This window comes from Streptomyces thermospinosisporus (genome assembly GCF_039526425.1).
Taxonomy (GTDB): Bacteria; Actinomycetota; Actinomycetes; order Streptomycetales; family Streptomycetaceae; genus Streptomyces; species Streptomyces thermocarboxydovorans.
The window spans coordinates 51,267-65,454 of the sequence record NZ_BAAAIZ010000023.1 but is presented as its reverse complement, the minus strand read 5'-3'; the positions used below and the strand labels follow the sequence as shown (position 1 = coordinate 65,454).

Below are 14,188 nucleotides of genomic sequence, written 5' to 3'. Positions count from 1 at the left end.
CCGCCCGGCCGCTCCCCGTCACCGCGCCGCACCGCCCGGCCGCTCCCCGTCACCGCGGCGCACCGCCGCACCGCGAGGCCCCGCCGCACCGCCACACCCCCACCGCACGGCCCGCGCCCCACCGCCACGCCTCCCCACCGCACGACCGCGCCCCACCGCCCCGCCGCACGGTCACCCGGGGGGCTGAGCCCTGCCGGTGGCGCGTGCGAGGATCGGAGACGTACCTCACACGTGTACCCGAAGGAGAGTGCGCGATGGCCGCCAAGCCGCCGAAGGCCGATCCGGTGCAGGACGCGCCGCAGGTCGCCGAGCCGAAGCACGCGGCCGCGGGGCTGACGGCGATCAGACACACCCTGCGCGCCGCCCAGCGGCAGATGGGCGTGAGGCGCACGGCGCTGACGCTGCTCAGCGTCAACCAGCAGAACGGCTTCGACTGCCCGGGCTGCGCCTGGCCGGAGCCGGACCGCCCGCACCGGGCGGAGTTCTGCGAGAACGGCGCCAAGGCGGTGGCCGAGGAGGCCACCCTGCGCCGGGTGACGCCCGAGTTCTTCGCCGAGCACCCGGTCTCCGAGCTGGCCGGCCGCAGCGGCTACTGGCTGGGGCAGCAGGGCCGGCTCACCCACCCCATGTATCTGCCGGAGGGCGGCACCCACTACGAGCCGGTCACCTGGGAGCGGGCCTTCGACATCGTCGCCGAGGAGATCGCCGCGCTCGGCTCCCCCGACGAGGCCGTCTTCTACACCTCGGGCCGCACCAGCAACGAGGCGGCGTTCCTCTACCAGCTCTTCGCGCGGGAGCTCGGCACCAACAATCTGCCCGACTGCTCCAACCTGTGCCACGAGTCCTCCGGCTCGGCGCTGACCGAGACGCTCGGCGTCGGCAAGGGCAGCGTGCTGCTGGACGATCTTTACAAGGCGGACCTGATCATCGTGGCCGGGCAGAACCCGGGCACGAACCATCCGCGGATGCTCACCGCGCTGGAGAAGGCCAAGGCGAACGGCGCCCGGATCATCAGCGTGAACCCGCTGCCGGAGGCGGGCCTGGAGCGCTTCAAGAACCCGCAGACCCCGAAGGGCCTGACCGCCGGCGCCGCGCTGACCGACCTGTTCCTGCAGATCCGCATCGGCGGCGACCAGGCGCTGTTCCGCCTCCTCAACAAGCTGATCCTGCAGACGGAGGGCGCCGTCGACGAGGAGTTCGTGCGGGAGCACACGCACGGCTTCGAGGAGTTCGCCGAGGCGGCCCGCGCAGCCGGCTGGGACGAGACGCTCGCCGCGACCGGGCTCACCCGCGAGGACATCGAGCGCTGCCTGCGGATGGTCCTCGACTCGAAGCGCACCATCGTCTGCTGGGCGATGGGCCTCACCCAGCACAAGCACGCGGTGCCGACCATCAAGGAGATCGTCAACTTCCTGCTGCTGCGCGGCAACATCGGCCGGCGCGGCGCGGGCGTGTGCCCGGTGCGCGGCCACTCCAATGTGCAGGGCGACCGGACCATGGGGATCTTCGAGCGGCCCTCCCCGGCCTTCCTGGACGCGCTGGAGAAGGAGTTCGGCTTCGCCCCGCCCCGCCGGCACGGCTACGACGTGGTCCGGGCGATCCGGGCGCTGCGCGACGGCGAGGCCAAGGTCTTCTTCGCCATGGGCGGCAACTTCGTCTCCGCCTCCCCCGACACGGAGGTCACCGAGGCGGCGATGCGGCGGGCCCGGCTCACGGTGCATGTGTCGACCAAGCTGAACCGCTCGCACACGGTCACCGGCGCGCGGGCGCTGATCCTGCCGACGCTGGGCCGCACCGAGCGCGATGTGCAGGCGGGCGGGGAGCAGTTCGTCACCGTCGAGGACTCCATGGGCATGGTGCACGCCTCCCGCGGGCGGCTGGAGCCGGCGAGCCCCTGGCTGCTGTCGGAGCCGGCGATCGTGTGCCGGCTGGCCCGGCGGGTGCTCGGCGCGGACAGCAAGGTGCCGTGGGAGGAGTTCGAGCGGGACTACGGGGCGATCCGGGACCGTATCGCGCGGGTGGTCCCCGGCTTCGAGGACTTCAACGCGAAGGTGGCCCGCCCCGGGGGCTTCGCGCTCCCGCACGCCCCGCGTGACGAGCGCCGCTTCCCCACCGCCACCGGGAAGGCCAACTTCACCGCGGCGCCCGTGGAGTACCCGAGGGTGCCTCAGGGCCGGCTGCTGCTGCAGACGCTGCGCTCGCACGACCAGTACAACACCACGATCTACGGCCTGGACGACCGCTACCGGGGCATCCGCAACGGCCGGCGGGTGGTGCTGGTCAACCCCGAGGACGCGCGGGAGCTGGGGGTCGCGGACGGCTCGTACGTGGATCTGGTGAGCGAGTGGAAGGACGGGGTGGAGCGCCGGGCGCCGGGCTTCCGGGTGGTGCACTATCCGACGGCCCGCGGCTGCGCCGCCGCGTACTACCCGGAGACCAATGTGCTGGTGCCGCTGGACGCCACGGCGGACGTCAGCAATACCCCGGCCAGCAAGTCCGTAGTGGTCCGTCTGGAACAATCGGCGGCCGACTGAGCGTTTGCTCAGCCGAGCAGCTGCGGCAGAGTGCCGCACAGCGCCGGAAGCGATCACGACGAAACGGAGCCGGACCCATGGGTGAGCAGCAGCAGGTGAAGTTCCCGCAGGAGGTCATCGACGAGTACGCCGCGCTCGGCGTGGACCTCCAGGCGCTGTTCTCGGCGGGCCATCTGGGCACGCGCATGGGCGTGCAGATACTGGAGGCGTCGGCGGAGCGGGTCGTCGGGACGATGCCGGTGGAGGGCAACACCCAGCCGTACGGGCTGCTGCACGGCGGCGCCTCGGCGGTGCTGGCGGAGACGCTCGGCTCGGTGGGCTCGATGCTGCACGGCGGCAGCTCCAAGATCGCCGTCGGTGTCGACCTGAACTGCACCCACCACCGGGGCGTCCGCTCCGGCCTGGTCACCGGCGTGGCCACGCCCGTGCACCGGGGGCGCTCCACGGCGACGTACGAGATCGTCATCACGGACGAGCAGGACAAGCGGGTCTGCACCGCCCGCCTGACCTGCCTGCTGCGCGACGTGACCCCGAAGGACGCGGAGCGGGTGAACGCGCGCGGATGACCGCGAACGGCCGGATCACCGGCGCGGACGGAGCGGCCGGCCCGCCCCCGCACCGGTGGTCCGGCGCGTCCCGCCCGCGCCCCGCCCTCGCCGGGCACGGGGCGCGGGCGGTCCCGCGTCAGGACTTGGTCGAGCCGCTGCAGTACCAGTCGCCGTAGCGGGTGCCCCCGCTGTAGCGGGCCTCGCACACCCGCACCGTCACGTTCTCGTTGACGTCGTAGTTGCACTGGCGGATCTCGGTGCCGTTGTCGCCGATGCTGGTGGTGTCGTAGCAGCCGGTGCGCAGATCCACCCAGGTGTAGCCGTCGCAGCCGACGTTGGCGCAGACCCGCTGCTGGATCTTGCCGTGCACCGAGTAGCCGTCGGCGGCGTGGTCGGTGATGTAGAGCCAGTCGCCGTCGGGGTAGAACGTCGAGGTGCCCCAGCTCTTGCTGACGGTCACATTGAGTCCGCTCGCGGAGGCGGAACCCCCCGTCCCGGCGACCAGGATGGCGCTCGCCGCCAGGGCCAGACCGGCCTGTGCCAGTCCCTTGAGCTTCATGAAGGTTCCCCCTCGCGCTGATGTTCGATTGAGCGCCACATCAGACAGCACCCGCTCCTCCGTGTCAACTCGCTTTTCCCCGGGGCGAGATGATCCGCGGGCCCGGCACACGTCTTGAACTCCCCCGCGAAGCTCGCGAGACTCGGCGCGTGAGACGGCCCGACGGCATATGCGTCCTCGCCGCGCTGATCCTCTCCGGCGCCCTGGCGACCGGCTGCGGCACGTCCGGCCCCGGCACGGCCTCCGCGCCAGGCTCCGGGGCGGCCTCCGCGCCCGCCGCCTCCTCGCCGTCCCCGGGCGCCACCTCCGCCGAGGCGGTCTGCGTCAAGCTCGTGACGCACTGGTCGCGCGAGGTGCTCGCCGGCACCGCCTACGGCGACTACCAGTCGATGGGACTGTCCAACGGGCAGTACGAGATCCTGCGCGACGCCGTGGCGGCCGCCCGGCCCGTGGTAAAGCGTCAGGGACCGGAGGCTGCACAGCGAGTGATCGACCGTCAGGTGCGGCAGGGCTGCGCCGAGCGGTATCAGGACGGCGGGCCGAGCGAAGGGCCGTGGCAATGAGCGGCGTCGGCCCGGTGGAGCCGGGGCAGGGCACCCGGGCCTGGGACAGCACCCCGCCGCCGGCCCGTCACTGGCCCCGACTCGGGCCGCCGGCACGGGCCTTCGCCCGCCACCACAGGGCCACGCTCGCCTCCCTCACCGCCGCGGCCGTCCTGGCCGGCGCCGGCTACCTCTACGCCACCCGGCCCGAACGGCCCGCGCCCGCACCGCCGCCGTACCCGTCCCAGGTCACCGCCCTCACCTATCTGAATCCGCAGGTCAGAACCCCTGGAACGGAGAAACGGAGCTTCCGCTTCGATGCCCTGCTCAGCGTCGAATCCGGACCTCCGGTCACCGTGATCCGGATTTCCCAGCCCTACGCGGGACTTTCCGTGATCTCCAGCCCACGCACGCCTTTCCGGACAAAGGCAGGTTCCCCCCACAAGATCACGATCACCCTCCGGGTGACCGAATGCGGGAAAGCTCCCCGGGGGGCCGGGCTCCCTTTCCTGGATGTAACTCTACGTAATACGCGCGCAATACAGACGCACAGCTTCATCCTCGGCTCCCGCTACGCACAGGACCTCTCCGGAGCCCTGCAAGTAGCCTGCAGCAACGATTCCCGGTAATCACCAAAAGCGCCGAGACGCCTGATAGCCCTTCGCGAGTCCTGCAGTTTCTCAGCATGCGGACAGGGCAAATCGGCGGGAATTCCTCCGTTCCCCCCACTCAGTACCGCTCTGCAATACGTCGTGTCATAACAAGAGCGTCACAGCATTGGTCAGACTCTCCTCCACGTTCCCCACACACGCTTAGAGTCACGGCCAGTCACCGCGGAGCCCGATTGTCACTTCGGCCCGGCGCTCGACTCGGCCGTTTCCACCGGGAAGCGGCTGTCAGGGGAAAGGACTGGATCGTGCGTCAACGTTCGCTCATCGCCATCACCGCCGCGCTGGCGGCGGGAGCTCTCACCCTTACCGCCTGCGGTTCGCGCGACGACGACGGCGGCTCGGACAAGGGCAACGGTGGCACCACCGTGGTCATCGGCGTGGACGCGCCGCTGACCGGCGACCTGTCCGCGCTGGGCCTCGGGATCAAGAACTCCGCGGACCTCGCAGCCAAGACCGCCAACAAGGAGAAGTTCGTCGAGGGCGTCACCTTCAAGATCGACGCCCGTGACGACCAGGCCCAGCCCTCCTCCGGGCAGGCCAACGCCACCACCTTCGTGGCCAACAAGGACGTCCTCGGCGTCGTCGGCCCGCTGAACTCCTCCGTCGCCGAGTCCATGCAGAAGGTCTTCGACGACGCCAAGCTCGTCCAGGTGTCGCCGGCCAACACCAACCCGGCGCTCACCCAGGGCACGGACTGGCAGAAGTCCAAGAAGCGCCCGTACAAGTCGTACTTCCGCACCGCGACCACGGACGCCGTCCAGGGTCCGTTCGCCGCGCAGTACCTGTACAACGAGTCCAAGAAGCGCAAGGTCTTCGTGATCGACGACAAGAAGACCTACGGCGCCGGCCTCGCCTCCACCTTCACCGAGGAGTTCAAGAAGCTCGGCGGCAAGGTCGTGGGCACCGACCACATCGACCCGGACACCAAGGACTTCTCCGCGGTCGCCACCAAGGTCAAGAACTCGGGCGCCGACGTCGTCTACTACGGCGGCGAGTACCCGCAGGCCGGCCCGCTCAGCAAGCAGATCAAGGCCGCTGGCGCCAAGATCCCGCTGGTCGGCGGTGACGGCATCTACAGCGCCGACTTCATCAAGCTGGCCGGCCCGAGCGGCTCCGGCGACCTGGCCACCTCGGTCGGCGCCCCGGTGGAGGAGCTGCCCTCCGCCAAGGAGTTCATCGCCAACTACAAGGCCGCGGGCTACAAGGACGCCTACGAGGCCTACGGCGGCTACTCCTACGACTCGACCTGGGCGATCATCGAGGCCGTGAAGAAGGTCGTCGAGGACAACGACGGCAAGCTGCCCGACGACGCCCGCGAGAAGGTCACCGAGGCCATGCAGAACGTCTCCTTCGACGGAGTCACCGGCAAGGTCTCGTTCGACGAGTTCGGTGACGCCACCAACAAGCAGCTCACCGTCTACGCCGTTGAGAAGGGCGAGTGGAAGCCCGTGAAGTCCGGCACCTACACGGGCTGAGCTTTCACCCGCACCGACTAGAGGCCGCGCGGGGCGCTGCACCACTGGCGCCCCGCGCGGACTCGCATCCGGCCCCATCCGTCGAACTTGTTCCGAACGTCTCGGAGGACATGCGGTGAACGAACTGCCGCAGCAGCTGGTCAACGGCCTGCTACTGGGATCCATGTACGGGCTGGTCGCCATCGGCTACACAATGGTCTATGGCATCGTCCAGCTCATCAACTTCGCCCACGGCGAGATATTCATGGTGGGTGGCTTCGGTGCCCTCACCGTCTACCTGTACGTGCTGCCCGACGGCACGTCGATGTGGGTGGCCCTGCCCCTGATGCTCCTCGCGGGCGTCCTCGTCTCCGTCCTGGTCGCCGTGGGAGCGGAACGGTTCGCCTACCGCCCCCTGCGGGGCGCCCCGCGTCTGGCCCCGCTCATCACGGCCATCGGACTCTCGCTGGCCCTGCAGCAGGCCGTCTGGGCCTGGTACCCCGGCGGTGAGGACTCCCTGAACTTCCCGCAGATCGAGGGCGGCCCCTTCGAGATCGGCAGCGTCACCATCCAGACCGGCGACATCTTCCTGTGCGTCGTGGCCCCCCTGAGCATGGCCGTCCTGGCCTGGTTCGTGATGAAGACGCGCCCCGGCCGCGGCATGCAGGCCACCGCCCAGGACCCGGACACCGCCAAGCTGATGGGCATCAACACCGACCGCATCATCGTGGTCGCGTTCGCCCTCGGTGCCGTGTTCGCCGCCATCGGCGCCGTCGCGTACGGCCTGAAGTACGGTCAGGTCCAGTTCCGCATGGGCTTCATCCTCGGCCTGAAGGCCTTCACCGCCGCGGTCCTCGGAGGCATCGGCAACATCTACGGAGCGATGCTCGGCGGACTCGTGCTCGGTGTCGCCGAGGCGCTGTCCACGGCCTACATCGCCGACATCCCCGGCATGGACCAGTTCGGCAGCCAGTCCTGGGCGAACGTCTGGGCCTTCGTTCTCCTCATCCTCGTGCTCCTGTTCAGGCCTCAGGGTCTGCTCGGTGAGCGAGTCGCGGACAGGGCGTGACACCGATGACCACACAGACCACAGCAGCCAAGACCCCGGACACCCCCACCCCCGCGGCGCCCAGGGGTCTGGTCGGCCTCCCCGAGAGCGCCGGCCGCGCCCTGGCCACCGCCGGCGGCGTCCTCTCCGTCATCTCCACCTTCCTCGCCTGGACCTGGACCGCCGAGTTCCCCGGTGACCTCACCGTCTACGGCTACCCGGGCGGACTGCAGGTCCTGGTCCTGGTCGGCGGCGCCCTCACCGCGCTGTTCGGCCTCGCCTCCTACAACATCAAGGGACTGCGCTGGCTCGTCCCGGCCGGCGCCGACAGCGCGCTGAAGCTGGCCGCGCTCGGCACCTTCGTCACCGCCTGGTACACGGTCATCGCGATCAGCGTGCAGCTCGGCGGTGTGGTGAACCTGGAGCCGGGCGGCTTCGTCGTGGCCGCCGCCACCCTGCTCGCCCTGCTCGGCGCCCTCGCCCTGCCGTTCGAGCGGCCGGCCCCGGACCCCTTCGACCCGGAGGACACTGGCTGGGAGCAGTTCCGCCACAAGGCGCGCCACCAGGGCGCGGTCATCAAGGCGGCGTTCGCGACCGGGCCCGTCAAGGCGCCGACGCGCAAGCTCCCCGGCTTCGCCGAGATCCTGGTGATCGTGGCCGCCATGGCCCTCGGCCTGCTCGTCTTCACCTACGGCATCGGCACCGAGTACGACGAGCTGTTCGTCGGCTTCCTGATCATCGCCGGCTTCGGCTTCGCCGCCCTCTTCAAGGCCGGGCTGACCAGCCGGGTCTCCGCCATCACCGCCAAGCACCGCAACGTCACCCTGATCGGTGCGTTCGTCGCGGCGGCCGCGTTCCCCTTCACCCAGTCCGACGACCAGTACGCGACGATCGGCGTCTACATCCTGATCTTCGCCACGGTCGCCCTCGGCCTGAACATCGTCGTCGGTCTGGCCGGCCTGCTCGACCTCGGTTACGTCGCCTTCCTCGGTGTCGGCGCCTACGCCGCCGCCATGGTCTCCGGCAGCCCCTCCAGCCCGTTCGACTTCCACCTGCCGTTCTGGGCGAGCGCGCTGATCGGCGCGGCGGTCGCCATGGTGTTCGGCGTGATCATCGGTGCGCCGACGCTGCGGCTGCGCGGCGACTACCTGGCCATCGTGACCCTCGGCTTCGGTGAGATCTTCCGCATCGCCGTCCTCAACATGGACGGCACCTCCGGACCCGACATCACCAACGGCTCCAACGGCATCTCCTCGATCCCGAACCTCAACATCCTCGGGTTCGACTTCGGCCAGGAGCACACCATCGGCGGGTTCACCATCGCCCGGTTCGCCAACTACTTCCTGCTGATGCTGCTCATCACGCTGGTCGTGGTCGTCGTCTTCCGGCGCAGCAGCGACTCCCGCATCGGCCGCGCCTGGGTGGCGATCCGCGAGGACGAGACCGCCGCGCTCGCGATGGGCATCAACGGCTTCCGCGTCAAACTGATCGCCTTCGCCCTCGGCGCCACGCTCGCCGGTCTCGCGGGCACCGTCCAGGCGCACGTCACCTACACGGTGACGCCGGAGCAGTACCAGTTCGCCCACGTGGTCCCGCCCAACAGTGCCTTCCTGCTCGCCGCGGTGGTCCTCGGCGGCATGGGCACCATCAGCGGACCGCTGGTCGGCGCGGCCCTGCTCTACCTGATCCCGGCCAAGCTCCAGTTCCTCGGCGACTACCAGCTCTTCGCCTTCGGCCTCGCGCTCGTGCTGCTGATGCGCTACCGACCGGAGGGCCTCATCCCGAACCGGCGTCGCCAGCTCGAATTCCACGAAGAGGCACAAGCGCCGACAGTCCTCAGCAAGGCAGGGGCCTGACCACGATGACCACCGACACCACCACCAAGAGCGCGCCCACCGGCGCCACCCCCGGCGAGCCCGTCCTCGACGCCCGCGGTGTGACCATGCGCTTCGGCGGCCTCACCGCCGTCAGCGAGGTCGACCTCACCGTGAACGCCGGCGAGATCGTCGGCCTCATCGGCCCCAACGGCGCCGGCAAGACGACCTTCTTCAACTGCCTGACCGGCCTGTACATCCCCACCGAGGGCGAGGTCCGCTACAAGGGCCAGATCCTGCCGCCCAAGTCGTTCAAGGTCACCGCCGCCGGCATCGCGCGCACCTTCCAGAACATCCGTCTGTTCGCCAACATGACGGTCCTGGAGAACGTGCTCGTCGGCCGCCACACCCGCACCAAGGAGGGCCTGTGGTCGGCGCTGCTGCGCGGCCCCGGTTTCCACAAGGCGGAGGCGGCCAGCCGCGCCCGGGCCATGGAGCTGCTGGAGTTCGTGGGCCTGGCGGACAAGGCGGACCACCTGGCCCGCAACCTCCCCTACGGCGAGCAGCGCAAGCTGGAGATCGCGCGGGCGCTGGCCAGCGAGCCGGGTCTGCTGCTCCTCGACGAGCCCACGGCCGGTATGAACCCGCAGGAGACGCGGGCGGCCGAGGAGCTGATCTTCGCCATCCGCGACAAGGGCATCGCCGTCCTCGTCATCGAGCACGACATGCGGTTCATCATGAACCTCTGTGACCGCGTGGCCGTGCTCGTCCAGGGCAAGAAGCTGATCGAGGGCGACGCCGCCACCGTGCAGAGCGACGAGCGGGTGATCGCCGCCTACCTGGGAGAACCCCTCGCGAACGACCCCGGCGCCGCGGAAGCTGCCGAGGTCGAGGCCGCCGAGGCCGCGGCCGAGGCCGCCACGGAGACCGCGCCCGCCAAGGAGAACGACCGATGACCGCACTTCTCGAAGTCGAGGACCTCCGGGTCGCCTACGGCAAGATCGAAGCCGTCAAGGGGATCTCGTTCAAGGTCGAGGCCGGTGAAGTGGTCACCCTCATCGGCACCAACGGCGCCGGCAAGACGACGACCCTGCGCACCCTGTCGGGTCTGCTGAAGCCGGTCGGCGGCCAGATCAAGTTCAACGGCAAGTCGCTGAAGAAGGTGCCCGCCCACGAGATCGTCGCCCGCGGTCTCGCCCACTCCCCGGAGGGGCGGCACATCTTCCCGCGCATGACCATCGAGGACAACCTGCGCCTCGGGGCCTTCCTGCGCAACGACAAGGCGGGCATCGAGAAGGACATGCAGCGCGCCTACGACCTGTTCCCCATCCTCGGGGAGCGCCGCAAGCAGGCCGCGGGCACCCTCTCCGGCGGTGAGCAGCAGATGCTCGCCATGGGCAGGGCGCTGATGTCCCAGCCGAAGCTGCTGATGCTCGACGAGCCCTCGATGGGTCTGTCGCCGATCATGATGCAGAAGATCATGGCGACCATCGCCGAGCTGAAGTCGCGGGGCACGACCATCCTGCTGGTCGAGCAGAACGCCCAGGCCGCGCTGTCCCTCGCGGACCACGGCCATGTGATGGAGGTCGGCAAGATCGTCCTGACCGGCTCCGGCCAGGACCTGCTCCACGACGAGTCGGTGCGCAAGGCGTACCTCGGCGAGGACTGAGGCCGGCGGCAGCCGCACACGCGAGCGGCCCGCGTCCCCCTCGGGGGCGCGGGCCGCATTCCGTTGTCCTCGGTCCGGGCGTCCTCGGTTCGGTGCGAGGGGCTCAGCCCTCGTTCCGTCGCGGGGCGCTCAGCCCTTCTGCGCCTTCTTCTCCTCGGCGTCGTCGATGACCGCCTGCGCCACCTGCTGCATGGACATCCGCCGGTCCATGGACGTCTTCTGGATCCAGCGGAACGCGGCCGGCTCGGTCAGCCCGTACTGCGTCTGCAGCACCGACTTGGCGCGGTCCACCAGCTTGCGGGTCTCCAGCCGCTGGCTCAGGTCCGCGACCTCGCGCTCCAGCTCCTTCAGCTCGGTGAACCGCGAGACGGCCATCTCGATCGCGGGCACCACGTCGCTCTTGCTGAACGGCTTGACCAGGTACGCCATCGCACCGGCGTCGCGGGCCCGTTCCACCAGGTCGCGCTGGGAGAACGCGGTCAGCATCAGCACCGGGGCGATCCGCTCCTCGGCGATCTTCTCCGCCGCGGAGATGCCGTCCAGCTTGGGCATCTTCACATCGAGGATCACCAGGTCGGGCCGGTGCTCACGGGCCAGTTCGACGGCCTGCTCGCCGTCGCCCGCCTCCCCGACGACGGTGTAGCCCTCCTCCTCCAGCATCTCTTTGAGGTCGAGCCGGATCAGCGCCTCGTCCTCGGCGATGACCACGCGGGTCGTCATGGGAGGCACGTGCGACTTGTCGTCTTCGGGCACGTCCACTGGCTGGGGCGACTCGGGGGCACTCACGTGAGCTCCTAGGTGCGGGGCAGGCAGATACTGCTGACAAGAGCGTACCCAGCTGCGATAAGGTAGGGGCACGGCGGGTGACCGCCGGCCTTCGTTTCAAAGGGAGCCCCGGTAGCCCAGCGGTAGAGGCAATGGTCTCAAACACCATACAGCGTCGGTTCGAATCCGACCCGGGGTACTTTTCCTCCGGTTCCAAGGTCGCCGCTCAGGGGTTGTCGTCCTCGCCGATCCGGTGAACGCGGACCATGTTGGTGGAGCCCGTCACGCCCGGCGGTGAGCCCGCCGTGATGATCACCACGTCGCCCCGGTCGCAGCGTCCGTACTGGGTGAGCAGCTCGTCCACCTGGTCGACCATGGCGTCCGTCGAGTCCATGTGCGGGCCGAGGAACGTCTCCACTCCCCACGACAGGCTGAGCTGCGAGCGGGTGGCCGGCTCCGGGGTGAAGGCCAGCAGCGGGATGGGCGAGCGGTAGCGGGACATCCGGCGGGCCGTGTCGCCGGACTGCGTGAAGGCGACCAGGAACCTCGCGCCCAGGAAATCGCCGATCTCCGCCGCCGCGCGGGCCACCGCCCCGCCCTGGGTGCGGGGCTTGTTGCGTTCGGTCAGCGGCGGCAGGCCCTTGGCGAGGATGTCCTCCTCGGCCGCCGCCACGATCTTCGCCATGGTGCGGACCGTCTCCACCGGGTGCTTGCCGACGCTGGTCTCGCCGGAGAGCATCACCGCGTCCGTGCCGTCGATGACCGCGTTGGCCACGTCGGAGGCCTCGGCACGGGTGGGGCGGGCGCTGTCGATCATCGAGTCCAGCATCTGGGTCGCGACGATCACCGGCTTGGCGTTGCGCTTGGCCAGCTTGATCGCGCGCTTCTGCACGATGGGCACCTGCTCCAGCGGCATCTCCACGCCGAGGTCCCCGCGGGCGACCATCAGGCCGTCGAAGGCGGCCACGATCTCGTCGATGTTCTCCACGGCCTGCGGCTTCTCGATCTTGGCGATCACGGGGAGGCGGCGGCCCTCCTCGTCCATGACCCGGTGGACGTCCCTGATGTCCCGTCCGGAGCGGACGAAGGACAGCGCGACCAGGTCGAAGCCGGTCCTCAGCGCCCAGCGCAGATCGTCCTCGTCCTTCTTGGACAGCGCGGGGACGGAGAGCGCGACGCCGGGCAGGTTGAGGCCCTTGTGGTCGGAGATCACGCCGCCCTCGAGGACCGTGGTGCGCACCCGGGGGCCGTCGACCTCGGTGACCTTGAGGGTGACCTTGCCGTCGTCGACGAGGATGCGCTCACCGGGAGCGACGTCCTCGGCGAGTCCCGCATAGGTGGTGCCGCAGAGGTGGCGGCCGCCCTCCACTCCGTCCTCGGCGGTGATGGTGAAGGTGTCGCCGCGTTCAAGCAGTACCGGACCTTCGGCGAAACGACCGAGGCGGATCTTCGGGCCCTGAAGGTCGGCGAGGACGCCGACGCTGCGGCCGGTCTCGTCGGACGCCTTGCGGACGTGGCGGTACCGCGCCTCGTGCTCGGCGTGCGTGCCATGGCTGAGGTTGAAGCGGGCGACGTCCATCCCCGCGTCGACCAGGGCTTTGATCCGGTCGTAGGAGTCGGTGGCGGGCCCCAGTGTGCAGACGATTTTCGCTCGGCGCATGGGCTGAGCCTATGGCTTACCGATGGGTAGTCAGGGAGTTGCGCGTGGCCGGCCAACGGACGGGCGATGAAGGGTTGTTGACAGGAATTGAATTCGAAAGGCGGTTCTAGGAGGCGTCCGCACAGGCGCCTCCTCGCCCCGAGGCGTCCGCACAGGCACCTTTTCGCCCGGAGGCGTCCGCACGGGCGCCTCTTCGCCCGGAGGCTGCCGTCAGCGGCTCACAGCTTTGGCGGCTGCATGGTGAAGCGGGCGGTGACCTCGGCGTGCAGGTGCTGGCGCTGGGGTTCGAGGTCGAGCGGCGGGGGTGCGGCCTCCCCGGCGAACGCGGCCGGTTCCATGCCGCGAGCGGCGAAGGCGGGCGGGCGGGGCAGTTCCGTTCCGGTGTCGGACAGCTCGATGAGGGCGGCCAGGGAGGTGCCGAGGGCCTCGGCGTAGGCGCGGGCGCGCTGCACGGCGTCGTGCACCGCCCGCCGGCGGGCCTCGGCGTACGCCGGGGAGTCCGGGCGCAGCGCCCACCAGGGGCCGTCGACGCGGGTGAGCTCCAGGTCGGCGAGGCGGGTGACCAGTTCCCCGAGGGCGGCGAAGTCGCCCAGTTCGGCGGTGAGGCGGACGGTGCCGTGGTAGGTGCGGACGCGCTCGCCGCGGCCGTGCCGGGTGAGTTCGGGAGCGACGGTGAGGGAGCCCGTCTCCAGGCGCTCCACGGCCTCGCCGTGGCTCTTGATCAGCTCGAGGACCGAGGCGTTGCGGCGGCTGAGGTCGTCCAGGGCGCCGCGGCGGTCGCGGTCCCGGACGGTGAGGGTGATGCCGATGCCGGCGATCTCGGGGGGCACGTCGAGGTCGGCCTCGCCGCGGACGGTGAGGTGGGGGGTCTCGGGGGTGCCGTAGGGGGTGGCCGTCATGGGGCCAGTGTGCCGGTCACCGGAT

13 protein-coding genes and 1 tRNA gene are annotated in these 14,188 nt (G+C 70.1%); 10 read left to right on the top strand and 4 right to left on the bottom strand.

Translation table 11 applies throughout. The annotated features are described in order from the left end of the window. Nucleotides 1–254 precede the first annotated feature (254 nt). On the top strand, nucleotides 255–2,534 hold the full coding sequence (locus ABD207_RS10095; RefSeq protein ID WP_344011751.1) for an FdhF/YdeP family oxidoreductase: 2,280 nt from the start codon (nucleotides 255–257) through the stop codon (nucleotides 2,532–2,534). 77 nt (nucleotides 2,535–2,611) lie between these two features. Continuing rightward, nucleotides 2,612–3,100 carry a PaaI family thioesterase gene (locus ABD207_RS10090; RefSeq protein ID WP_343999716.1) on the top strand — a complete coding sequence of 163 codons (489 nt, stop codon included), beginning with the start codon at nucleotides 2,612–2,614 and terminating at the stop codon, nucleotides 3,098–3,100. A 118-nt stretch (nucleotides 3,101–3,218) separates the two neighbouring features. On the opposite strand, the gene ABD207_RS10085 is transcribed toward ABD207_RS10090, so the two are convergent. Next, nucleotides 3,219–3,641 (bottom strand): hypothetical protein, encoded by a 423-nt coding sequence (locus tag ABD207_RS10085; protein WP_344011749.1) that lies wholly within the window; start codon nucleotides 3,639–3,641, stop codon nucleotides 3,219–3,221. 149 nt (nucleotides 3,642–3,790) lie between these two features. Between ABD207_RS10085 and ABD207_RS10080 the strand changes: the two genes are divergently transcribed. The 7 genes from ABD207_RS10080 to ABD207_RS10050 all read left to right on the top strand — a co-directional run bounded on the left by ABD207_RS10080 (nucleotide 3,791) and on the right by ABD207_RS10050 (nucleotide 10,839). Then, nucleotides 3,791–4,204, top strand: a complete 414-nt coding sequence (locus ABD207_RS10080; protein WP_344011748.1) for a hypothetical protein — start codon at nucleotides 3,791–3,793, stop codon at nucleotides 4,202–4,204. Then, entirely contained in the window at nucleotides 4,201–4,812 is a 612-nt protein-coding gene (locus tag ABD207_RS10075; protein WP_344011745.1) for a Tat pathway signal sequence domain protein, read from the top strand. Before ABD207_RS10080 ends, ABD207_RS10075 begins: the two co-directional genes overlap by 4 nt. A 287-nt stretch (nucleotides 4,813–5,099) precedes the next feature. Continuing rightward, nucleotides 5,100–6,329 carry a branched-chain amino acid ABC transporter substrate-binding protein gene (locus ABD207_RS10070; protein ID WP_344011744.1) on the top strand — a complete coding sequence of 410 codons (1,230 nt, stop codon included), beginning with the start codon at nucleotides 5,100–5,102 and terminating at the stop codon, nucleotides 6,327–6,329. 115 nt (nucleotides 6,330–6,444) lie between these two features. Further along, nucleotides 6,445–7,377, top strand: coding sequence for a branched-chain amino acid ABC transporter permease (locus ABD207_RS10065; RefSeq protein ID WP_344011743.1), 933 nt, complete (start codon nucleotides 6,445–6,447; stop codon nucleotides 7,375–7,377). Between the two features lie 5 nt (nucleotides 7,378–7,382). Continuing rightward, nucleotides 7,383–9,212: a branched-chain amino acid ABC transporter permease gene (locus ABD207_RS10060; protein WP_344011741.1), complete on the top strand. Its 1,830-nt coding sequence runs from the start codon at nucleotides 7,383–7,385 to the stop codon at nucleotides 9,210–9,212. A gap of 5 nt (nucleotides 9,213–9,217) precedes the next feature. Continuing rightward, entirely contained in the window at nucleotides 9,218–10,126 is a 909-nt protein-coding gene (locus ABD207_RS10055) for an ABC transporter ATP-binding protein (RefSeq protein ID WP_344011738.1), read from the top strand. Continuing rightward, nucleotides 10,123–10,839, top strand: a complete 717-nt coding sequence (locus tag ABD207_RS10050) for an ABC transporter ATP-binding protein (RefSeq protein WP_344011735.1) — start codon at nucleotides 10,123–10,125, stop codon at nucleotides 10,837–10,839. Before ABD207_RS10055 ends, ABD207_RS10050 begins: the two co-directional genes overlap by 4 nt. 129 nt (nucleotides 10,840–10,968) lie before the next feature. Here the strand turns inward: ABD207_RS10050 and ABD207_RS10045 are convergent, their stop codons facing one another. Then, a complete protein-coding gene (locus ABD207_RS10045) occupies nucleotides 10,969–11,625 on the bottom strand; it encodes an ANTAR domain-containing response regulator (RefSeq protein WP_344011733.1) in 657 nt (218 codons plus the stop codon). 105 nt (nucleotides 11,626–11,730) lie between these two features. Between ABD207_RS10045 and ABD207_RS10040 the strand changes: the two genes are divergently transcribed. Continuing rightward, nucleotides 11,731–11,803 (top strand) — tRNA-Leu (locus ABD207_RS10040). Between the two features lie 27 nt (nucleotides 11,804–11,830). Here the strand turns inward: ABD207_RS10040 and pyk are convergent. Together pyk and ABD207_RS10030 are read right to left on the bottom strand one after the other, a co-directional pair. Next, on the bottom strand, nucleotides 11,831–13,264 hold the full coding sequence (pyk, locus tag ABD207_RS10035; RefSeq protein WP_344011732.1) for a pyruvate kinase: 1,434 nt from the start codon (nucleotides 13,262–13,264) through the stop codon (nucleotides 11,831–11,833). A gap of 218 nt (nucleotides 13,265–13,482) precedes the next feature. Then, nucleotides 13,483–14,163 (bottom strand): SIMPL domain-containing protein, encoded by a 681-nt coding sequence (locus ABD207_RS10030; protein ID WP_344011730.1) that lies wholly within the window; start codon nucleotides 14,161–14,163, stop codon nucleotides 13,483–13,485. Nucleotides 14,164–14,188: the final 25 nt, after the last annotated feature.

What these genes read in the sequence shown, in the direction of transcription:
- ABD207_RS10095 (WP_344011751.1), top strand. Translation starts at nt 255, where the DNA reads ATGGCCGCCAAGCCGCCGAAGGCCGATCCGGTGCAGGACGCGCCGCAG.
- ABD207_RS10090 (WP_343999716.1), top strand. Translation starts at nt 2,612, where the DNA reads ATGGGTGAGCAGCAGCAGGTGAAGTTCCCGCAGGAGGTCATCGACGAG.
- ABD207_RS10085 (WP_344011749.1), bottom strand. Translation starts at nt 3,641, where the DNA reads ATGAAGCTCAAGGGACTGGCACAGGCCGGTCTGGCCCTGGCGGCGAGC.
- ABD207_RS10075 (WP_344011745.1), top strand. Translation starts at nt 4,201, where the DNA reads ATGAGCGGCGTCGGCCCGGTGGAGCCGGGGCAGGGCACCCGGGCCTGG.
- ABD207_RS10060 (WP_344011741.1), top strand. Translation starts at nt 7,383, where the DNA reads ATGACCACACAGACCACAGCAGCCAAGACCCCGGACACCCCCACCCCC.
- ABD207_RS10055 (WP_344011738.1), top strand. Translation starts at nt 9,218, where the DNA reads ATGACCACCGACACCACCACCAAGAGCGCGCCCACCGGCGCCACCCCC.
- ABD207_RS10050 (WP_344011735.1), top strand. Translation starts at nt 10,123, where the DNA reads ATGACCGCACTTCTCGAAGTCGAGGACCTCCGGGTCGCCTACGGCAAG.
- pyk (WP_344011732.1), bottom strand. Translation starts at nt 13,264, where the DNA reads ATGCGCCGAGCGAAAATCGTCTGCACACTGGGGCCCGCCACCGACTCC.
- ABD207_RS10030 (WP_344011730.1), bottom strand. Translation starts at nt 14,163, where the DNA reads ATGACGGCCACCCCCTACGGCACCCCCGAGACCCCCCACCTCACCGTC.